We start from the raw sequence: 22,145 nt of genomic DNA on the forward strand, positions 1-22,145 counted from the left end.
CGTCCTCGGCGGATGACGGATTCGTGACGATATTGCGGTCCCGTTAGCATGGGCCTACGGTCGGCGCCAGCACAGGCACCGGAAGGCGACAGCATGGCTCATATCGATTACTTCTTCTCCACGATTTCTCCCTTTTCCTATTTTGCAGGCATGCGACTGGAAGAGATCGCCGCGAAGCACGGCGCCAGCATCGCGTACAAACCCGTTGATATCGTCGCCCTCTTTGGTCGCACCGGGGGTGTGACCCCTGCGGAACGGCATCCCAACAGGCAGGCCTATCGCCTGCAGGAGATCGAGCGCACCGCGAAGAAGACCGGCCTGCCCGTGAATACCAAACCCGCGCATTTCCCGACCAACCCGGCACCGTCCTCCTACGCGGTGATCGCCGCCCAGAAGGCAGGTGGCGGTGACTTGGGCAAACTGGTGCACGGATTGCTGGCCGCCTGCTGGGCGCAGGACAAGGACATCGCCGAGGACGCGGTGATCAAGGCCTGCTTGACGGAGGCCGGATTCGACCCGTCGCTGGCGGATACCGGGCTGCTGGCCGGGGCCGAAACCTATCCCGCCAACCTCGAAGAGGCGGTCGAAAAGGGTGTCTTCGGGGCGCCGACCTATGTCGTGGACAGCGGCCAGGTCTTTTGGGGCAACGACCGGCTGGACGATCTGGACGCGCACCTGGCGGGCAAGCTCTGATGCGCGACGCAGGCCCGGAAACGGCGCTGCACTGGCGGGACTGGGGACAGGGGCCGGCGAATGTGCTGGCCCTGCATTGCGGTCTTGGACAGGGCGGCATGTGGAAAGCCGTGGCGCAGGCGCTGGAAGACCGGTGTCGTTTCCGTGCGCCTGACCTGCCGGGGCATGGCCGCAGCCCGTCCTTCCCCGAAGGCGAGGACGTTCACGACGCGGCTTGCGCAGCGCTCCGCCCGCATCTGACCGACGGCATCCACCTGGCGGGCCACAGCTTTGGCGCAACGCTGGCCCTGCGGCTGGCGCTGGAGGCGCCGGAGCGTATCGCCTCTCTCCTGCTGATCGAGCCGGTGTTCTTTGCCGCGGCCCCAGACAGCGCGCTGAAGCGTGACCACAAGTCCGCCGAGGATGCGCTGTACGTCGACGTCGACACCGGGAACCTCCTGCCGGCCGCGCGCGGTTTCAACCGGCTGTGGGGTGGGGGCGTGCCCTGGGCCAGTTTCCCCGAGAAGGTGCAAAAGGGCATGGCCGCCCAAATGCCCTTTGTCCGCGCGACAGAGCCCGCCTTGTGGGGGGATCGCGCCGGGATGCTGGCCGCCGGCGGGCTGGAAGAGCTGACCTTTCCGGTCACGCTGTTGCGGGGGGCTGACACCGTGCCAATCATCGCCCAGGTGCACCGGGGCCTGATGGCGCGCCTGCCGATGGCCTCGGAAATGGTGGTCGGCAGGGCCGGCCACATGGTGCTGACGTCACATCCCCAGGCCGTGACGCAGGCGCTGTCAGAGCAGCTTGACGCGCTGCCCTGACCCGCCGCCCGGTCAGGTGCGGATGCGCCAGCCGGTCTTGAAGATCCACCAGACCGCCGCCAGGCAGATCGCGGTGAACCCGGCGATCGCCAGCAGGCTGACCGCGATCGGCACATCCGCCAACCCGAAGAACGACCACCGGAACCCCGACACCAGGTAGACCACCGGGTTGAAATAGGCGACCGTCTGCCAGGCCGGGGGCAGCATCGAGATCGAGTAGAAACTGCCGCCCAGGAAGACCAGGGGCGTCACCACCAGCAGCGGTACCAGTTGCAACTGTTCAAAGTTGCGGGCCCAGATCCCGATGATGAAGCCCAGCAATGAGAAGCTCACGCAGGTCAGCAGCAGGAAAATGACCATCGCCACCGGGTGCAGGATCTGCAGGTCGACGAAAAACGCCGCCGTGCCCAGGATCACCACGCCGATGAACAGCGCCTTGGTCGCCGCCGCGCCGACAAAGCCCAGCACGATTTCAAGGAAATTCACCGGGGCCGAGAGCAGCTCGTAGATCGTGCCGATGAACTTGGGAAAGTAGATCCCGAAACTGGCGTTGGAAATCGCCTGTGTCATGACCGACAGCATGATCAGCCCGGGTACGATGAAGGCGCCGTAGCTGACCCCCTCGACCTGGTCGATGCGGGATCCGATGGCGGCCCCGAAGACGACGAAGTACAGCGAGGTCGAGATGACCGGCGAGACGAAGCTTTGCAGGATGCTGCGAAAGAAACGCGCCATCTCGAACTTGTAGATGGCCCAGATCGCGGGAAGGTTCATGCCGCGCTCTCCTCTTCCTGCCGGGCGACCAGCCCGACGAAAATATCCTCGAGCGAGTTCTGTGCCGTGTGCACGTCGCGCACCTGGCATCCCGCCTCGACCAGAAGGCCCATCAGCCGCCCGATACCCGTACGGTCGGCCCCGGTGTCGTAGCGGTAGGTCAGGCTACCGCCATCCTCGCTCAGCCGCAGGTCATAGTCTGAAAGGGCAGGGGGCACGCTGTCGATCGGGTCGGTCAGCTCGATGGTCAGTTCCTTCTGGCCCATGCGGGTCATCAGGCTGGCCTTGTCCTCGACCAGCAGGATCTCACCCTTGTTGATGACGCCTACCCGGTCGGCGATGGCCTCGGCCTCTTCGATGTAATGGGTGGTCAGGATGATGGTCACGCCATCGCGTTTCAGCTCGGCCACCGTGTCCCACATGTCCCGGCGCAGTTCCACGTCCACGCCCGCCGTCGGCTCGTCCAGGAAGAGCACGCGCGGTTCATGCGCCAGCGCCTTGGCGATCAGCACCCGGCGTTTCATACCGCCGGACAGTTCCATCACCTTGGCGTTGCGCTTGTCCCAGAGCGATAGCCGCCGCAGGATGCGTTCGATCAGCGCCTCGTCGGGCCGCTTGCCGAACAACCCACGCGAAAACCGCACCCCGGCGATGACCGTCTGGAACGGCTCCAGGTTCATTTCCTGCGGCACCAGTCCGACCAGGCTGCGCGCCTCGCGGAACTCTGTCACCACGTCATGTCCGCCCACCCGGATGCTGCCGTCGGTGATGCGGGTGATGCCGCAGATCGCCGAGATCAGCGTGGTCTTGCCCGCGCCGTTGGGGCCGAGCAGCGCCAGGATTTCTCCTTCCTCGATGTCGAGCGAGACGCCCTTGAGCGCCTCGAAGCCGCCATCGTACCGTTTCCGCACATCGCGGATCTCTACCGTGGGCATGGTCCGCCCTCCTTGTTCGCACGGGTGCAAACTAAACCTAACGACGTGATGCGCAATTGAGCAGAAATGCATAGGGCACATGCATGTCGCAAACAGACTGGCACCCCCGGCAACCCCGTTCTAAGCCCCTTGCATGACCTCCATCACGACAGCCGCGATCAACCGCCCCGCGCTGGGCATCTTCTACATCTGTCTCGGGATCCTCGCGATTTCGGTCAACGACATGCTGATCAAGGTCCTGTCGGGCGGCTATCCGCTGCACCAGATGGTCTTTACCCGCTCTGCCATCGGGCTGGTCTTTACCTTCGGTTTCGTCTTTGCCGAGGGCGGGCTGGGCCTGCTGAGAACCGCGACACCGGGGCTGCACCTCTTGCGCGGGCTGCTCGTCGTCTGTGCCAACATGACCTATTTCTGCGCGCTGGCGGTGCTGCCGCTGGGTCAGGCGACGGCGCTCTTCTTTGTCGCGCCATTGATGATCACGCTGCTGTCGATCCCGATCCTCGGCGAAAAGGTGGGGCCGCTGCGGATCGGCGCGGTGATCGTGGGCTTTGCCGGGGTGATCATCATGCAAGAGCCGTGGAAGGCCGACCTGTCGGTTTCACGTCTTGTCATGCTTCTGCCGGTGATCGCGGCGGCATTCTACGCGCTGATGCAGGTGCTGACCCGGCGGTTGGGCATGACCACGCGCGCCTCGGCGCTGGCGGTCTATATCCAGGGCACCTTCCTGATGGTCTCGGCGGTGTTCTACCTGGTTGCAGGCGACGGGCGCTATGCCGAGGGCATCCAGAACGAAAGCCTGGTGTTCCTTCTGCGCGCCTGGGTCTGGCCCACGCCGGACGATTGGCTGGTGTTCCTGGGGCTGGGCGTCTGTTCGGGTGTGGTGGGCTATTGCCTCAGCGCGGCCTACCGGCTGGCCGACGCGGCGACCATAGCGCCGTTCGAATACATCGGCCTGCCGCTGGCGATCCTATGGGGCTGGATGATCTTCGGGGAATGGCCGGTCCCGGCCACCTGGGCCGGGTGCGTGCTGATCATCGGCGCCGGGGTCTTTGTCTTTCTCCGCGAACAGGCCAAGGCCCGCCCCATGCCGGGGCGCCGGGCCCGCTGGGGGCGCCGCTAGCGCCGGTTCAGAGCGCGCGCAGCCGCACCGCGATGCTGGCCTGCCGTCCGGCCAGAGAACCCAGCGGATCAAGTTCGGGGTGGGTGTCCAGCACCTGCGCCATGGCTGTCTGCGCGCGCTCCAACTGTGCCTTGCCGCCTTGCCGGTCGCCCTGCGCCAGCGCCGCCAGACCCAGTTCGTGCCGCGCCGTGGCCGCAACGGCCAGCGCTGCCGAACTGGCCGCGCCCTCGTTGTTCATCGCCATGCCCTCGGCAATGTCGGCGGCCTGGGCATAGTCCCCGGCGCGCAACAGGCTGTGGGCATATTCCAACTGGATGCGTGGCAGGAAGGGCCCCGCGCTGCTCATCAGCCTGGCATATTGCCGGTTTGCCTGGCCGTAGTCGCCCTCTTCCAGCGCCGAGCGCGCCACGAAATAATTTTTGCGAAAGCCCGAAGCGTTGCCCTCTGCGGTGTCACAGGCCGCCAGCGGCAACATCACGCCAAACGCCATCAGCGCCGGCATCATCCGTCCCATCATCATCTGCTCTGTCCTCAACGTCGCCAAGGTTTGCCTTGATCGCCGGTCATGATACCACCTGACCGGGGGCGGCGTCCACGAAAACCCAAGCCCGCCCGTGGGATGGATGGAAAACCGTGATGCGCTGGCTGGCCTGGCTCCTGACACCGCTGACCCTGGCCGCCGCGATATGGGCCGGGAACACCCTGTATCGGACGCTGCAGGACCCGTTGCCCGCACCTCGCACGGCACCTTTGTCCACGCCGGACACGGGGCTGGCGCTGGACCTGCCACAGCCACAGCCGCCGATGCGCTGGCCCTCGCTGTTCGGCAGCTACAAGCCGCCGGAACCGCAGCCGCCGAAGCCGCCCGCACCGCCCGTCGTCGATGAACCGCAGCCGCCCGCGCCGCCCATCGACAGCCTCGGTTTTGCGCTGAAAGGCGTGGTCAGCAACGGCGACAGCAGCTGGGCCATCGTCTCGCACCCCACGGGCGAAAGGCTGATGCGGGTGGGCGATACGCTGGCCGATGGCATCACCGTGACCGCGATCGAGGCGGGGGGCATACGGCTGGACAATCACGGCGCCCCGGCCTTCCTGTCCTTCACCGACTGAGCCCGCCACCCGGGGGGAGACAAGCCGTCCGTTTCGCGATATGTTGCGCGCAACGACCGCGAAACAGGCGGCAAGAACATAATCGAGAGGGCACGAAAGTGCGGGCAGGAACTTCGGTCGACATGGCCGGCCCCCGGTGGGTGCGGTCGTGGTGCGTGGCGCTACTCCTAGCAATTCTGGTGACGGTTCCGGGGCTGACCCGCGCGCAGGGCGCGCTGGACCTGCGCGATGCGGACCTGCGCAGCTTCGTCGAGATCGTGTCAGAGGCCACGAACCGGAATTTCGTCATCGACCCGGGCGTGCGTGGCACCGTGACCGTTCTGGCGCCGGAAAACGTCACCCCCGCCGCATTGTACGAGATCTTTCTCAACGTGCTGGAGGTCAACCGCCTCACCATCGTCAAGGGCGTCGATGCTGACCGGATCGTCCCGCTGACCACGGCGCGCGAGCTTTCGCCCGGTGTCGCCGGATCCGGCGTCTATGAAACCCGGGTGATCCGGGTCAACCACATCCCGGTGTCTGAGGTGGTCGAGGTGGTCCGGCCGCTTCTGCCGTCCGAGGCGGTGATTTCCACCGTCCCCGACGCGCGGCTGATCATCCTGTCGGACCGTTCGGGCAATCATCGCCGCATCCAGGCGCTGATTTCGGAACTCGATCAGCCCCGCTCCGAGCCGATCGAGATGATCCGCCTGCGCAATGCCGACGCGCGCGAGGTGCTGCAGGTGATCCAGTCTATGGGCATCGTCCCCGACGGCGCCAGCGTCAGCGTCGACGCGCGGTCCAACGCGCTGTTGGTGCTGGGGCCGCAATCGCTGCGTGAACAGGTGCGGGTGCTGGCTGGGCGGCTGGACGCCCAGCAGAACAGCCAGCAAAGCCGGGTGGTGCAGGTCAACTATGCCCAGGCGGCAACCTTGGCCGATGTGGTGTTGCGCAGTTTCCAGGGCGACGGCACCGGCGGGCAGATCCGCATCGTGCCGGAGCCGGGCACCAACTCGCTGCTGATTTCCGCCCCGGCCGACCGGATGCATGAAATCGTCGCGATGGTGCAGCATCTCGACCGCCGCCCGACGCAGGTGCTGGTCGAGGCGGTGATCTTCGAGATGTCGGTGGACGGTTTTGCCGATCTTTCGGTCCAGTTCGGCACGATCCTGAACGACGCCATCGTCGGTGGCGTGCAGTTCGCGCTCGAAGGGCGGCCCAGCCTGACCAGCCTCGTGTCCACCGTCCTGAACGGCGATGCGCCCAACCCGGGCAACGGCGGCGTGATCGGCGGCCGGGCGGGGGACTCCCACACCGGCATCGCGGGCCTGCTGACCGCCATCGCCGAAACCCGCAGCACGCGGCTGCTCTCGACCCCCTCGATCCTGACCCTGAACGGGCAGGAGGCGGAAATCGTGGTGGCCCAGAACGTGCCCTTCGTCACCGGCCAGTTCACCCAGGTGGGGCAGGGCGCCGTGCAGGAGCCGTTCCAGACCATCGAACGCCAGGACGTCGGCCTGACCCTGAACGTGACCCCGCAGATCAACGCCGACGGCACCGTGCGGCTGGTGATCAAGCAGGAGGTGTCGAACCTGACCAATGCCACCTCCTCGGCGGGCGGAGAGATCACCGCGAAACGTGCGCTGTCCACCACCGTGCTGGTGCGCGACGGCAACGTGATCATGCTGGGCGGGCTGTTGGAAAACGGCTTTGGCTCCAACGCGCAGCGGGTGCCGGGGGTGTCCAAGCTGCCCGTCGTGGGCGGTCTGTTCCGGGGCAAGTCCGGGTCCAAGAACCAGCGCGTCCTGCTGGTCATGCTGCGGCCCCGGATCGTCAGTTCCGACCGCGAGGCGACACGCCTGACCCGCGAACTGGCCCGCGAGGCGAAACGGGCCAGCCTGGCGATCCAGCCCGAGGACAGCACCCGGTTCCCGCAGACGCCGCTGGGCGCGCTGCCCTTTGACGGTGCCGACCTGAACCAGCCCTTCGACGAGACCTTTATCGACAAGGCGGCGCGGAGCAAGAATTATCCGCCGCTGCCCAGCCGGCTGAAGTTCAACGGCAAATACTAGGCCAAAAGCCAGTGCCCGTCTGGTTTCCTGCAAGGGAGCCGGCCCCGGCGGTGGGCACGAGCCTGAGTGTTCCTCTTGCGGCGCCGGTCGAATTGCAGGCACAAAGATGGCGGATCCGCAGAACATGGCCCCCTCAATGCCCGAAGATCACCCGCCTTCCGTCGCACAGGCCCTGCTGCCCTATGCCTTTGCCCGCGATCACGGCGTGGCGCTGGATGGCGGGCGCGTCGTTGCGGGGCCGGGGGCCTCTGTGACGGGCCTGCGCGAGGCGCAGCGCCGCGCGGGACTTGCCGCGCCGCTGGACCGAGAGGATGCGACGGGCTTCGAGGCGGTTCTGGCGCGGCTCTACCATTCCGGGGCCCGCGACGGCGAGGCGGAGGGCGTCACCTTCGATCTTGTCGACACCGCCGGTGACACGCGCGGCCGCGACTTGCTGGAGGATGCCGAGGAAGCGCCGGTGATCCAGTTGGTCAACCAGCTCTTGCGGCAGGCGGTTCTGGATGGCGCATCGGACCTGCATATCGAACCGCACGAGGGCGGTTTGCGCGCGCGAATGCGCCTGGACGGGTTCCTGAAAACGGTCATGGACCGCGCCGACGTGCCGGTGAAACGCGTGGTCTCGCGGCTCAAGGTCATGGCGGGGCTGGACATCGCCGAAACCCGGCTGCCGCAGGACGGGCGCATCCCGTTGCGGCTGGGGGGACGGATGATCGACACGCGCGTCAGTTCGCTGCCCGGCAACTATGGCGAACGCATCGTTCTGCGCATTCTCGACCGGGCGGCGGGGCTGATGCCTCTGGACCGGCTGGGGCTGGACGCCGGTCAGATCGCGCTCTTGGAACGGCTCGCCGCCACCCCCAACGGCATTATCCTGGCAACCGGGCCCACCGGCGCGGGCAAGACCACGACGCTCTATTCCCTGCTGAAGCTGGCCGACCGCGAGGAACGCAACATCGTCACGGTCGAGGATCCGATCGAATACGACCTGACCGGGATCAGCCAGACCCAGATCAACGCCGAAATCGGCATGAGCTTTGCCGCCGGGCTGCGCGCCACACTGCGGCAGGACCCGGATGTGATCCTGGTTGGAGAGATCCGCGACACCGAAACCGCCAGCACCGCCGCGCAGGCGGCATTGACTGGGCACCTCGTGTTTTCCTCGCTGCACGCCAACAGCTCGGTGGCGGCGGTGGTGCGCCTGCGGGACCTCGGGCTGGAAAACTTCCTGATCGCGGCCACATTGCGCGGGGTAATCGCACAGCGTCTCTTGCGCAGGCTGTGCCCCGAGTGTCGCAGATCGCACCCGCCGTCGTCCAGCGAGGCGGCGCAGTTCGACCGTGTGGATCTGCCCCTGCCCACCTTGCTGCATGATGCGCAGGGCTGCGGCGCCTGCAATGGTACTGGCTATGCCGGGCGGCTGGGCATCTTCGAGATCCTCGAAGTGGGCGAGGACCTGCGCGAAGAGATCAACCACGGCGCGGGCGAGGCTGCGCTCTGGGCCTCGGCCCTGCCGCCGCGAAATCGGCTGATCGGCCAGGCATTGCGCGCCGTGGCCGCGGGCCAGACCAGCCTTGCCGAGGCGCTGCGCGTGGTCGGGGACGGCGCGTGAGGGCCTTTGCCTATACAGCCTACACCGCCGAGGGACGGCGCAAGTCCGGCACCCTGGTCGCCGAGACAGAGGCCCATGCCTCGGACCAGCTCAAGGCACAGGGGCTCTATGTCTCCGAGCTGACGGCGCGAACACGCGCCGCGCGTGGGCCAGTGCTGGGCCGCGCCCGGCTGTCGCGCGACCTGCAGGCGGTCTTCACCCGCCAGATGGCGGTCCTGCTGGGGGCGGAAATGGCGGTGGACGCGGCATTGGGCACGTTGAAAAGCGCCGGAAGCACGGCGGCGCTGGACCTCGTGGTCGCGCGCGCACAGGCCGCCCTGCTGGAAGGAGAACCGCTGTCGCGGGCGCTGGAGCACAGCGGCGCTGGCTTTCCCCGCTACTACCTTGCCGCCGTGCAGGCGGGCGAAAGGGCAGGGGAATTGTCCAGCGTCTTCAACAGTCTGGCCGATCACCTTGAAACTGCCCGCAGCGATCGGGCGCAGTTGGGGTCGGCCCTGGTCTACCCGGCTTTCGTGGCGGTGGTCTCGGTGCTGGTGGCGGGGGTGCTCTTCGTGACCGTCGCGCCCGAGATCGTGGCGCTGTTCGAAACATCGGGGCGCCCTCTGCCTGACCTGACGCGCGTCATGATGGGCTTTGCCCGTTGGGTCGAAGCGCAGTGGCCCCTGCTGGCCGCCGTCGCGCTGGGCCTGTCGGGTCTGATCCTGCTGAGCGGGCGCATCGCCGCCCTGCGAGAAAGGCGGGACAGGCTCTTGCTGCGCCTGCCTCTGGTGGGCGGGCTGATCCAGCAGGCGGCGGCGGTGCAGTACCTGCGCACGCTGGCGCTGGTGCTGGAGGCACGCCACACGGTGCCCATCGCCATCGACAGCGCCGGGTCGGTCCTGACCATCACCCAGTTTCGCATCGAGGCGGAACAGGTCGCAACGTCGGTCCGAGCCGGGGAATCCCTGTCGGATGCGCTTGCCGCGCTCAGTTTCGTGCCGCCGGTGGCGCGCCAGCTGATCGGCGCCGGAGAGGTCTCGGCCCGGCTGGCGCGGATGGCGGGACGCGCGGCGGCCTTGGTCGAAAACGGCCTCTCGACACGGCGCAAGCGGATCGCGTCGCTGATGGAACCGGCGCTGATGATGGTTGTCGGGGCCATGGTGCTGGTGATCGTCCTGTCGGTGCTCTTGCCGATCTTCGACTTGCAGACCCTCGTCGCCCCGTGATCCCAGACCCACAACTGTTGCTGATATGCCCTTGAGGTATCGCCTAAGATCTTCGCTGCAATGGGCTGGCGCGGTTGACCTTTTGATCGTGGGTTGTCGGGGGAGGGATGGTTTCGCCTCGCCTTGTGTCGCCAGAAAGCCGCACTTCGCGGGTCGCTTTGCGGAATTCGCCCGGTCGCCGGTACGCCAGCCTTTCCCGACGTAATCCGCTCGGCTACGCAAGTGCCACAAGAGATCGGTCAGCCGTGATCAAAGCTGCGCCCAGCTCCGGGCGCCTGGCAGAGGCAAGGCCGATACGGGACGAGGGGAAACACGGTATGTCGGCGATTCAGCGGGTTCTTGGGGTTTGTGTGTTCTGGCTCATGGCGGCGCTGTCGCCAGCGGCGGCACAGTCTCAACCGACACTGGCAACCCAGTTCTCCCCCTCGATCATCGGTCCCGGCAACGTCTCCGAGCTGACATTCACCATCACCAACGGCGCCGTTTCGCCCGTGACCGATCTCGGCTTTACCGCCGTCCTGCCGGCCTCGGTGACGCTGGTGGGCTCTGCCTCTGACGACGGCGGCTGCGCCATCGGCACACTGGTCGCGCCGGGTGGCGGCGGGACGGTCTCGCTGTCGGATTCCGCCATTGGCGCCTCGTCCAGCTGTACGATCACCGTCAACGTCACGTCCAGCACGCCGGGCACGCATACGCTTCCGGCCATTACCCTGCTGTCTTCGGCGGGCAACTCGATGTCGCTTGCGACCGACCTGACGGTCGATGCCTCGCGCCCGGGGTTCAGCAAGAGCGTGTCGCCCGGCACGCTGGACATTGGCCAGACCACGACCGTCACCTATACGATCGACAATTCGCTCAACGCGGCATTCGCCAGCAGCCTGTCCTTCTCCGAGACGTTTCCGTCCGGCCTCGTCATTGCCAGCCCGGCCAATGCTGCCTCGACCTGCAACTTCTTTGGCGTACCCACGGTGGACGCCACGCCGGGCGGCTCGTCGCTGTCCGTGAGCGGCGGCAGCATTGGGGCGAATGCCACCTGTACCGTCACGGTCGACCTGCTGGCGATGGGGGCCGGACAGTTCGACCTTGAATCCGGAAATCTTTCTGGCGCCGCCCCGGGCTTTTTCTCGGACGGCAGCAGCTATGCCAGCGTGACGGTCAACACCCCCACGGGCGTGGGTTTGGTCAAGTCCTTTGCCGCCGGTCCAGTGACGGCCGGGGGCAGCACAACCCTGGACTTCACGCTGACCAACTACGACCGCTCCGGCACCGCCACAGGGATAACCTTTACCGATGATCTCGACGCGATGTTGAGTGGAGCGGTCGCCTCTGGCCTGCCGTCGGCGCCCTGCGGTCTGGGCTCTTCGCTGAGCGGCAGCGGCCTGCTGACCCTCGCGGGCGGCACGCTCGCCCCCGGTGACTCCTGCAGCTTCAGCGTGACAGTCGATATTCCGGGTGGCGCGGCCGCGGGCGAATACGTCAACACGACCAGCGCGGTGACCGCCTCGATCGGCGGCGTGCCCAGCGTCGGCTCGGCGCTCGGCCAGGATAGGCTGACGGTCGAGGCGGCCCCCGCGGTGCTGCCCCCGGTCCTGACAAAGGTCTTCCAGAGCGATCCGCTGCTGCCGGCGACCACGGTCGAAGTGGTCTACACCCTGACAAACCCCAACGCCGGCAGCGCCCTCAGCGGTCTGGGATTCACCGATGACAATAGCGACCTGCTGAACTCGGGGTCGGGATCGTTCGTCGGCCTGGGCAACGCGGTCGGCATTATGGGCAGTGGCATCGCGGTTCCGGGCGATTGCACCGGACAGCTCAGCTCGATCCCGAACTCGACCCTGCCTTCGCCGCCTTTCCCGGCTCTGGCCTCCGCGGGCTTCGTCTATACCGGCGGCAGCCTTGCTGCCGGGGCAAGCTGTTCCTTCACGATCACCTACGACACCGGCACGGCGCTGGACAACGGCACCTATTCCGCGCCGAGTGACGTGATCCTGTCGAACGAAGCGGCAGATGGTGACCCGGCTCAGGCCTCCTTTACCTGGGGCGCGGGTGACGTGGATCTGACGCTGACCAAGGGGTTCCAGGACAACGCCGCGCTGGCAGGCGCGCTCGTCAACATCGACTTCATCCTGAACAACGGCGAACAGACCGCCACCGACATCAGCTTTACCGACGATCTGGATGCATTCCTGCCCGGCTCCACCTTTTCCTCGGTGGTCAGCGATGGCTGCGGGTTCAGCTCGGTCACCGGCACGTCTACCGTTACCTTTTCCGGTGCGTCGGTCGCGATCAGCGACAGCTGCACCACCACCATCGCCGTGACGCTCGGGGCCGGGGCGGACGGCACCTATATTAACACCACCAGCGACCTGACCGCGAACATCAACGATGCAGGGGCCGCGCTCCTGCCGAACACGGCGGCCTCTGACAGCATCGACGTGACCGGTGCGGACAGCCAGCTGCCGCGGTTCGAGATCGCCTTTCCCGATGGACCCGCCATCGCGGGCCAGACGGTTACCCTGCGCTACACGATCACCAACCCCAACCTGAGCAGCCCGTCGGGCGATGCCTCCAGCATCACCTTCACGCATGCTCTCGGGGACATCCTGTCCGGGGTGTCCGCCACATTGCCCCCGGCCAGCGACACTTGCGGGGGCACAATGACAAGCATTACGTCCGTGTTGGTCTACAGCGGCGGCGCGGTCGCCGCAGATGCAAGCTGCGTGATCGAACTTGACGTGTTGGTGCCCGCAGCCGCAGCCGACGGCACCTACACCACCGCGACCGGCAGCCTGACGTCCAATTTCGGCACCACCGATCCGGTGGGCACGCAACTGGAGGTTCAGAGCGAGCTGCTCGGCCTCGCCAAGAGCTTTGTCGACGATCCGGTTGTCTCCGGCGATCAGGTCACGCTGGAATTCACCGTTACCAACCTCGACACGACGCGCGCCGCCAGCTCGATCGCCTTTACCGACGACCTGAACGCGATGCTCGCCGGGGCAAGCTACGACAGCACTTTGTTCGACAACTGCTCTGGCACCCTGACCGGGACGGGGACCTCCTTGGTCGATGTGTCCGGCATCTCGTTGGCGGCCGGCGCCAGCTGTACCATCAGCCTGGCGGTCACGGTGCCCGCCGCGGCGGCACCGTTGAGCACGGCGATCAACACCACCAGTGACGTCACGGGCACGATCGCGGGCCTGGGCGTCACCGGCGCAGCGGCCACCGACACGCTCAGCATTGGCGCCGGGCTGGCGCTGAGCTTTGGCAAGTCCTTCGACGGTGACGCCGTCGCGGGCGGCAGCGCGGTCCTGACCTTCGAGATCGTCAACAACAGCTTGGTCGGTGCGTCCAACGTCTCGTTCTCGGATGATCTGGACGCGATGCTGACCGGCGCGACGGCGACCGGGCATTCGGCCAGCGCCGGCTGCGGCGGCGGCGTTTTGTCGGGCTCCTCCTTCCTGACCTTTGCGGGCGGCAGCATCGCCGCCGGGCAGACCTGCACCCTGACCGCCACCGTCAATGTTCCCGCCGCGACCGCGCCCGGCTCTTATGGCAACACGTCCAGCCAGCTTTTCGTTGCGGGCCTCCCGACCTCGTTGCCCGCCTCGGCCAGTCTCAGCATTCAGCCCGCGCCGACCTTTGCAAAAGCCTTTGCGCCGGACACGGTCTTCGTGTCGCAATCCTCGACCTTGACCTTCACCATCGACAACAGCGCCTCGAGCCTCGCGGCAAGCAGCCTCGACTTCACCGACGGGCTTCCGGCCGGGGTCGTCGTTGCCTCCAGCCCGAACGCCTCGACCACCTGCACCGGCGGCACGCTGACCGCCACGGGCGGCAGCGGGACGATCTCCTATACCGGCGGAACGGTCTCAGCCGGTACGACCTGTACCGTCTCTGTCGATGTGACGACCACGACGGCGGGTGCGCATGTCAACACCAGCGGCGACCTGACCTCCAGCAGCGGCAACTCCGGTCCTGCGTCCGACACCCTGACGGCCGAGCCACAGCCCCTCTTCGACAAGAGCTTTGCCGCCAGTGCCGTCGCGCTGAGCCAGACGACCACGATGACCCTGACCATCGACAACAGCGGCGCGTCGATTGCCGCGACCGGGCTGACCGTCACCGACAACCTGCCCGCAGGGATGCTGGTCGCCGTGCCCGCCAATGCCTCGACCACCTGTACCGGCGGCACCCTGACCGCCACCCAGGGCACCAGCACGGTCAGCTATACCGGCGGCACCGTCGCCGGCGGCGCCACCTGTACCGTCACGGTCGACGTGCTGGCCACCGCGGTCGGCTCATCCTCCAACGTCACCGGCGACCTGACCTCCTCGGCGGGCAATTCCGGCAATGCGGGCGCAACCCTGACGATCGTGCCGCAGCCCGGTTTCGAAAAGGAATTCACCCCCGACCTGATCGCCGACGGTTTCTCGAGCACGCTGGTCTTCGAGATCGACAACAGCCAGTCGGTCCTGGCCGCCACGGCGCTGGACTTCACCGACAACCTGCCCGCCGGGGCCGAGGTGGCGGCGACGCCCAATGCCTCGACCACCTGTACCGGCGGCACGCTGACCGCCGCGGGCGGCAGCGGGACGATCGCCTATACCGGCGGCACTGTGGGCGCTTCGTCGATCTGTACGGTTCAGGTGGACGTAACCGCCACCACCACGGGCCTGCTGAACAACACCTCGGGGGATCTCACCTCCAGCCTGGGCAACTCCGGCAGTGCCTCGGACACGCTGGCCGTCGTGCCGCCGCCTGCCTTCACCAAGGTCTTTGCCCCGGACACGCTGGGCGCGGGCCAGGTCAGCACGCTGACCTTCACCATCGACAACGACCGCCCGGCGACGCTGGACGCCACCAACCTGGCCTTTACCGACAATCTGCCGGCGGGCGTCGTCGTCGCCGCCACCCCGAATGTCGTCAACACCTGTTCGGGCACCGTGACCGCGGTGGCGGGCAACGGGTCGATCTCGTTGACCGGTGGCCAGCAGCTGGCGGGCGGGGCCTGCACCATCGCGGTCGACGTGGTTGCGGCCGGGGCAGGCAACTACACCAACACCAGCGGCGACCTGACCTCTTCGATGGGCAATTCCGGCCCCGCGACCGATGTGCTCTTCGTCATGCCGCAGCCCGGCTTTGCCAAGAGCTTTGCCGACCCGGCCATCGCGCTGGGCTTTGACACCACGCTGACCTTCACCATCGACAACAGCACCTCGATCATCGACGCCACGGCGCTGGACTTCACCGACAATCTGCCCGCGGGCGTGCAGGTTGCGGCGACGCCGGCGGCCTCGACCACCTGTTCCGGCGGCACGCTGACCGCCACGGGCGGCGCGGGCACCATCGGCTACAGCGGCGGAACGGTGGCCGCCGGGGCCACCTGTACCGTCGCGGTGAACGTGACCGGCACGGCAGTGGGCGCGCAGGTGAACACCAGCGGCGATCTGACCTCATCGCTGGGCAACTCGGGCACCGCGAACGCGACCCTGACCGTCGTTCCGCAGCCCGTCTTCACCAAGGTCTTTGCCCCCGACACGATCAACCTTGGCCAGTCCTCGACGCTGACCTTCACCATCGACAACAGCGGTTCCATCCTTGACGCCAGCGGGCTCGATGTCACCGATCCGCTGCCGACGGACCTGGTGGTGGCGGCGACGCCCAATGCCTCGACCACCTGTACCGGCGGCACGCTGACCGCGACGGCCGGCGCCTCCAGCATCAGCTACACCGGCGGCACCGCCCCGGCGACGACCACCTGTACCGTCAGCGTCGACGTGACCCCCGCCACCGCCGGGGACTTCGTGAACACCACGGGCGACCTGACCTCGGTGCTGGGCAATTCCGGCACCGCCGCCGACACGCTGACCGTGATCACCCCCGAGATCGGGCTGAGCGGTTCCATCGGTGGCGCCGTGGCCGACGGCGGCACCCTTGACCAGGGCACGTTGGACGCGGGCACGCAGCAGAGCCTTGTCCTGACCATTTCGAACACCGGCACCGATGCCCTGACGCTGGCCGCCGCGCCCGTGATCTCGGGCGCAACCAACGTCGTGGTGGACAGCGTCACCGGGCCGTTGGCGACCACCGTGCCGATTGGTGGCGATACCACGATCACCATTCTCTACACGCCCGCCACGGCGATCCAGACCGACCCGACCACGACGCTGCCGTTCAGCTTTGACCTCTCGCTGGGCAATGACGACGTGGACGAGGCGCCCTATGACATCACCGTCTCGGGCACCGCGCAGGATGTCACCGCTCCCACCGGCTACAGCGTGGCCTTCGACCAGGACCCTGTGAACATCGCCAACCAGGCGGCGGTCAGCTTTACCTTTGCCGGGGCCGAACCGGGGGCGGATTACGCCTATACCATCACCTCGGATGGCGGCGCCGGCAGCGTGTCGGGCAACGGCACCATCGTCACGGCGACCGACGCGATCACGGGCGTCGATGTCAGCAGCCTGCCGGACGGCACGCTGACCCTGACCGTGGCCCTGACCGACGCGGCCACCAATGTTGGCCCCGATGCCACCGACACCACGACCAAGGACGCCACCGCGCCCACCGCCCTGGCCATCGACACGCCGTTGGCCGGTGACGCCGTGGTCAACGCGGCCGAGGCAACCGCGGTGACGGTCTCCGGCGGGTCGGTCGATTTGCCGGACGGCACCGTTGTCAGCCTCGCGGTCTCCGATGGCGGCGCGGGCCTCGTGACGGGAACCGCGAGCATCACCGGCAATGCCTGGTCGGCCGTGCTGAACCTGTCGGGGCTGGCGGACGGACCGCTGACCGTGACCGCGGATGCCTCTGACCCGGCAGGCAACCCGGCGCCCCAGGCCTCCATCTCGGCCACCAAGGACACCGGCATTCCCGGTGTCACCATCGACACGCCCATCGCGGGCGATGACGTGATCAATACCGCCGAGGCAGGGGCATTCACCGTCTCCGGCACGGTGTCCGGCGTGGCCGACGGCACCCTCGTGCGCCTGATCCTGCGCGATACCGGCGGCGCGGCCGTCTACAACCGGCAAGCCACCGCCACCGGCGGCACCTACAGCATCTCCTTCGACATCTCGGCGCTGCCGGACGGAGACTATGACCTTTCTGCCGATGTCACGGATGCGGCGGGCAACCCGGCGGTTCAGGCCGTGACCACGATCACCAAGGATGGGCTGGCCCCCTCGATCGAGATCCAGGATCCCGATCCCTCCGTGGCCGACAGTCTCTATGCCAACGCGGTGAACGCCGCCGAGGCGGCGGCCTTCACCGCCTCGGGTATCGCCCTTAACGCCGCGGATGCGGTGCAAGTGGTCATCACCGCCACCGACGGCGCGACGGGGTCCGTCTCCGTCACCACCGGCCTGACCGCCGGTCCGGGGGCCTTCCACAGCTGGTCCGACGCGCTCGACATTTCCGGGTTGGCGGATGGCACCATCACCCTGACAGCCGAGGTTTTCGACAGTTCGGGCAACAGCTCTTCGGCGACCACCACCTTCCTCAAGGATACGACGGCGCCGGCGGGCTATTCCGCCAGTTTCGACCAGGACCCGGTGAACATCGCCAACCAGGCCGCGATTGGCTTTACCTTTGCCGATGCAGAGGTCGGGCCGGGCGTGACCGGGACGGATGTCACCTTTGCCTATACCATCACGTCCGATGGCGGCGGCACGCCTGTGGCCGGCTCCGGCACGATCACCAGCGCCACCCAGCAGGTGACAGGCCTCGACCTTTCCGGCCTGGCCGATGGCACACTGACGCTGAGCGTCACGTTGACCGACTTCAAGGGCAACACCGGTGCCGCAGCCACCGCGACCGCGACCAAGGACACCAATGCCCCGGTCCTGGCCATCGCCACCCCGATCGAGGGCGATGACGTTATCAACGCCGCCGAGGCCGCAACGGTGGTGATTTCCGGCACCTCCGGCGATCTGCCCGACGGTACCGACGTGGCCGTCGCGGTGGCCGATGCCGCCAGCGGCAATGTTGCCGGCACGGCCAGTGTCACCGGCGGCGCCTGGACCCTCACGCTGGATCTGACCGGCCTCGCCGATGGTGCGCTCAGCGTCACCGCCGACGCCACCGATCCGGCGGGCAACCCTGCGCCGCAGGCCACCGCCAGCGCGTCCAAGGACACGCTCGCGCCCTCGGGCTACACCGCCACTCTGGATGACGATCCGGTCAATGTCGCCAACGAGACCGCCACCGGCTTTACCTTTGCCGGGGCCGAGGTCGGCGCAACCTATGCCTTCACCATCACCTCGGACGGTGGCGGCGCGCCTGTCACCGGCACTGGCACCATCGCCACGGCGACGGACCAGGTCACCGGGCTGGACCTCAGCGGGCTGAACGACGGCACCCTGACGCTGACCGTCGCCCTGACCGACCCGGCGGGCAACACCGGTCCCGACGCCACCGACGAGGCGCTCAAGGATGCCACCGCGCCCGAGCTGACCATCGACATCCCGCTGACGACGGACGGTGTGATCAACGCGGCAGAGGCCGGCGCCCTGGCCGTCACCGGCACCTCGACCGGGCTGGCCGATGGCACACCGGTCGCGGTCACGGTTGGCGACGGCAGCGCCACTGTCACCGGCACCGCCACCGTAAGCGCCGGCACCTGGACCGTGACGCTGGATCTTTCCGGCCTCGCGGACGGCCCGCTGAGCCTGACGGCAGACGCCTCGGACGCTGCCGGCAACCCCGCGCCGCAGGCCACGGCCACGGCCACCAAGGACGCCACTGCGCCCACCGGCTATGCCGTGACCTTCGACCAGGACCCGGTGAACAACACCAACCAGGCGGCTGTCGGCTTTACCTTCGCCGGGGCCGAACCCGGGGCCAGCTTCACCTATGCCATCACCTCGGACGGCGGGGGCGCGCCCGTCACCGGCAGCGGCACCATCGCCACGGCGACGGACCAGGTCACAGGGCTGGACCTCAGCGGTCTGAACGACGGAACCCTGACGCTGACCGTGGCCCTGACCGACCCGGCGGGCAACACCGGCCTCGACGCCACGGAGACCGCCGTCAAGGACGCCGAGATTCCCACCGCCACCCTGGCCGGACCGCTGGACGCGCAGGCCGATCCCTTCCCGGTCACGCTGACCTTCTCAGAGGACGTGACGGGCCTTGCCCTGACCTCGGTCCAGATCACCAACGGCACGGCCTCGGCCCTGACCGGCAGCGGTGCGGATTACGGCTTTTCCGTCACGCCTGATCACGACGGCCCGGTGGAAATCTCGGTCGATGCGGGTGCTGCGGCGGACGCGGCGGGCAACCTTGCCACCGCGGCCGCGCCGATCACCGTGACCGCCGACCTGACCGGCACCCCGAACCCGAATCCGCTGCCCGATGCGGACGGCGACGGCATTCCGGACCTCTTCGAAACCGGCGACCGCGACGGCGACGGTATCCCCGATGACCAGGACTTTGACCCGCAGGGCTATTTCTACTGCGAGGATGACGGCCGCATCATCCCGGGGGGCGGGTTCACCGTCACCGGGCCGTCGGGCGCCAACAGCACGCTGGGCACGACGAACTTCATCAATATCACCCGCGACGGATCGACGGGCGAGTTGCAGTGGTTCGCGCTGCGCCCCGGGACCTACACCATGTCGGTGGTCTACCCGACCGCTGTCGGAATCCCCAGCACCGCGCGCACCTCTTCGGGCACGCTGGACCTGACCACGCTCTTGCCGGACAACCCCGCATCCATCGGCTCGTCCGAGGACGGTTCGACCGGCTTCCTGGCGGATACATCGTTGGCGGCCAACCCGGAATTCTACACCAGCTTCGTGATCGAACCGGGCGATCCCTATGTCGTCGGCAACAACATTCCGATGACCCAATGCGCCGAAAACGCGGTCACGCTGAGCGCGGCCACCGACGGGTTGGAGGCCAATGCCGGCACTCCCACCGACGTGACCTTTACCCTGACGCAGGCGCGCGCCTCGACCCAGGACACGGTCGTCAGCTACAGCGTCGGCGGCACCGCCACCCCGGGGACGGACTTCACCGCGCTTTCGGGCACGGCCACGATCCCGGCGGGCGAGACCTCGATCACCATCACCGTTCCGGTGCTGGAAGACGGCGAGATCGAAGGCCCGGAAACCGTGGTCCTGACGGTCGATGCCCTGGTCTCGGGCGACCTGACCACGATCCTTGGCGGCACGCTGACCCAGACCGCGACCATCACCGACGATGATTTTGCGGACATCGCGGTGACCAACGACGATCTCGTCACCAACGAGGGCGGCGGCGACGATGCCACCATGACCTTTGCGCTGATGGGGACACCGACATCGCCGGTCACGCTCAGCTTTGCGGGCGACAGCCAGTGTACCGTTGCCCCGGCCACCATGACCTTTACCGCGGCCAACTATGCCACGCCGCAGGCGCTGACGATCCGCGCCATCAACGATGAAAAGGTCGAGGGTCCGCACAGCTGCCAGCCCACGGTCGCCGTCAGTTCGGCGGATACGCGCTATGACGGTGCGCCGCTGTCGCTGGCCGCCGTGACCATCACCGACGACCTTGTCGACCAGATCCGCGAGCCGCTGACGGAAATCCTCGAGGATGACCTGTCAGAGACCATCGACACCCAGTCGCGGGCCTTCAGCCGGATGGCAAAGGGCGCGCTGGACCGGCTGCAGGCGGGCCGCGACCTGCCCTGTGGCACGCTTCAGGCCTTTGACGTGGATGGCAGCATCCAGATCCAGGATGCCACCGGCAACGCGCGGGGCACCTTCGAGAGCGATCGCTACAACTGTGTCTCCGGTAGCCGCGAGATCCTGGACGGGACCTTCTCGCTGAACAAGACCGAGGACACGGGCCTGCAGGCGCTGCTGCAATTCGCCTGGCAGCGGGAACGCTTTACCAGCGACACCTCCATCGCGGGCTACTTCATGGGCGGCTACTACAGCCGGACGGATGTCCGAGGGCTGGGGGATGGCTTGATCGACGGCTTCGGTGTCAACGGCGGTGTCTACGGTGCCCGCGGCTTTGGACAGGGCCTCTTCCTGGATTACTACATGGCCGGGGCCGCCGGGCGGCACAGCTTCGACATCAACTTTGACGCGACCACCGCGCCGATCAACGCGACCGGCGACTACACCTACCTGGCCGGCTTCGCGGGCCTCGGCATCTCGGGGCAGCGTGACTTCGACGGCTTCGTGATGAAACCGCGCGTCGGTCTCGACCTTGCCTATGCACGGGCCGGGGACGCGGATGTGACGGCGCGCCAGATGGGCCTGAGCCATACCGGCGCGATCCAGCTGGATGACTTCCGGGGCGCCCGCGCCACGGCGGAAGTCCGGTTCGAAAGCCTTGCCACGCCCGACGGGTCCGAGGCCCTGGCCCAGCAGATGCGCACCGCCTTCACCCCGCGCCTCGCCTGTACGCTGTCCTCTTACGAGGACGAGGCGGACTGTGGTCTTGGCCTGGCCCTGGCATTGGAGCGCCGGGACGTTGCCAGTGGCATGACCTGGGGGCTGGAGGTGGATGTCGAAAAGATCGACGAGACCAGCCGCTTTACCTTTAACGTCAAGCGCGAGCGTCCGATTGCCAATGGCTTCGGCTCGGTGGTGACTCGGCTCTCGGCCCCGGCGGCACAGACCCTGCAGGTCGAACACGGGATAAAGCTGGACTGGTAGGCCTCGACTGGTAGGCGAGAAGGCGGGAACCGGACGCCCGGGTGCTTGCGCACCGGGGCGCGGGCGGTGGCGACGGGTTTCTACGCCGACGTGCTGACCTGACGCGGTCCTGCGACGCTATCCGCTGCTCCGGCACCCATGTCGCCTTTGCCCGGGCCTTCACCGGCCATGAGCCGGGCAGCGGCAAGCCGCCG

General features: G+C 67.4%; 11 protein-coding genes. 8 read left to right on the plus strand and 3 right to left on the minus strand.

Annotation, left to right across the window (positions count from 1 at the left end):
* The first annotated feature begins 93 nt into the window (after positions 1 to 93).
* Positions 94 to 693, plus strand: coding sequence for a 2-hydroxychromene-2-carboxylate isomerase (locus ACQY5B_RS02585; RefSeq protein ID WP_420326501.1), 600 nt, complete (start codon positions 94 to 96; stop codon positions 691 to 693).
* A complete protein-coding gene (locus tag ACQY5B_RS02590; RefSeq protein WP_420326500.1) occupies positions 693 to 1,493 on the plus strand; it encodes an alpha/beta fold hydrolase in 801 nt (266 codons plus the stop codon). Before ACQY5B_RS02585 ends, ACQY5B_RS02590 begins: the two co-directional genes overlap by 1 nt.
* 12 nt (positions 1,494 to 1,505) lie before the next feature.
* Here ACQY5B_RS02590 and ACQY5B_RS02595 read toward each other — a convergent pair whose 3' ends face one another.
* Positions 1,506 to 2,267 (minus strand): ABC transporter permease, encoded by a 762-nt coding sequence (locus ACQY5B_RS02595; protein WP_420326499.1) that lies wholly within the window; start codon positions 2,265 to 2,267, stop codon positions 1,506 to 1,508.
* A complete protein-coding gene (locus ACQY5B_RS02600) occupies positions 2,264 to 3,202 on the minus strand; it encodes an ABC transporter ATP-binding protein (protein WP_420326498.1) in 939 nt (312 codons plus the stop codon). Before ACQY5B_RS02600 ends, ACQY5B_RS02595 begins: the two co-directional genes overlap by 4 nt.
* Before the next feature lie 133 nt (positions 3,203 to 3,335).
* Here ACQY5B_RS02600 and ACQY5B_RS02605 point away from each other — a divergent pair, with 133 nt between their 5' ends.
* On the plus strand, positions 3,336 to 4,322 hold the full coding sequence (locus ACQY5B_RS02605; protein WP_305969257.1) for a DMT family transporter: 987 nt from the start codon (positions 3,336 to 3,338) through the stop codon (positions 4,320 to 4,322).
* 7 nt (positions 4,323 to 4,329) lie between these two features.
* On the opposite strand, the gene ACQY5B_RS02610 is transcribed toward ACQY5B_RS02605, so the two are convergent.
* Positions 4,330 to 4,842, minus strand: a complete 513-nt coding sequence (locus ACQY5B_RS02610) for an outer membrane protein assembly factor BamD (protein ID WP_420326496.1) — start codon at positions 4,840 to 4,842, stop codon at positions 4,330 to 4,332.
* Positions 4,843 to 4,958: 116 nt separating this feature from the next.
* On the opposite strand from ACQY5B_RS02610, the gene ACQY5B_RS02615 reads away from it, so the two are divergent.
* The 5 genes from ACQY5B_RS02615 (at position 4,959) to ACQY5B_RS02635 (ending at position 21,951) form a co-directional block, all read left to right on the plus strand.
* Positions 4,959 to 5,432, plus strand: coding sequence for a type II secretion system protein N (locus ACQY5B_RS02615; RefSeq protein WP_420326495.1), 474 nt, complete (start codon positions 4,959 to 4,961; stop codon positions 5,430 to 5,432).
* 155 nt (positions 5,433 to 5,587) lie between these two features.
* Complete coding sequence (gspD, locus tag ACQY5B_RS02620) at positions 5,588 to 7,483, plus strand: type II secretion system secretin GspD (protein ID WP_420326494.1); 1,896 nt, start codon at positions 5,588 to 5,590, stop codon at positions 7,481 to 7,483.
* A gap of 106 nt (positions 7,484 to 7,589) precedes the next feature.
* Positions 7,590 to 9,092 carry a GspE/PulE family protein gene (locus tag ACQY5B_RS02625; protein WP_420326493.1) on the plus strand — a complete coding sequence of 501 codons (1,503 nt, stop codon included), beginning with the start codon at positions 7,590 to 7,592 and terminating at the stop codon, positions 9,090 to 9,092.
* Positions 9,089 to 10,297: a type II secretion system F family protein gene (locus ACQY5B_RS02630; RefSeq protein ID WP_420326492.1), complete on the plus strand. Its 1,209-nt coding sequence runs from the start codon at positions 9,089 to 9,091 to the stop codon at positions 10,295 to 10,297. Before ACQY5B_RS02625 ends, ACQY5B_RS02630 begins: the two co-directional genes overlap by 4 nt.
* 317 nt (positions 10,298 to 10,614) lie before the next feature.
* Positions 10,615 to 21,951: a DUF7933 domain-containing protein gene (locus ACQY5B_RS02635; RefSeq protein ID WP_420326491.1), complete on the plus strand. Its 11,337-nt coding sequence runs from the start codon at positions 10,615 to 10,617 to the stop codon at positions 21,949 to 21,951.
* Positions 21,952 to 22,145: the final 194 nt, after the last annotated feature.

The sequence above is a fragment of the Antarctobacter sp. genome (assembly GCF_965277915.1).
Taxonomy (GTDB): domain Bacteria; phylum Pseudomonadota; class Alphaproteobacteria; order Rhodobacterales; family Rhodobacteraceae; genus Antarctobacter.

Coding starts and splice junctions, on each gene's coding strand:
- ACQY5B_RS02615 (WP_420326495.1), top strand. CDS start 4,959: ATGCGCTGGCTGGCCTGGCTCCTGACACCGCTGACCCTGGCCGCCGCG.
- ACQY5B_RS02610 (WP_420326496.1), bottom strand. CDS start 4,842: ATGATGATGGGACGGATGATGCCGGCGCTGATGGCGTTTGGCGTGATG.
- ACQY5B_RS02635 (WP_420326491.1), top strand. CDS start 10,615: ATGTCGGCGATTCAGCGGGTTCTTGGGGTTTGTGTGTTCTGGCTCATG.
- ACQY5B_RS02625 (WP_420326493.1), top strand. CDS start 7,590: ATGGCGGATCCGCAGAACATGGCCCCCTCAATGCCCGAAGATCACCCG.
- ACQY5B_RS02605 (WP_305969257.1), top strand. CDS start 3,336: ATGACCTCCATCACGACAGCCGCGATCAACCGCCCCGCGCTGGGCATC.
- ACQY5B_RS02585 (WP_420326501.1), top strand. CDS start 94: ATGGCTCATATCGATTACTTCTTCTCCACGATTTCTCCCTTTTCCTAT.
- ACQY5B_RS02600 (WP_420326498.1), bottom strand. CDS start 3,202: ATGCCCACGGTAGAGATCCGCGATGTGCGGAAACGGTACGATGGCGGC.
- ACQY5B_RS02595 (WP_420326499.1), bottom strand. CDS start 2,267: ATGAACCTTCCCGCGATCTGGGCCATCTACAAGTTCGAGATGGCGCGT.
- ACQY5B_RS02590 (WP_420326500.1), top strand. CDS start 693: ATGCGCGACGCAGGCCCGGAAACGGCGCTGCACTGGCGGGACTGGGGA.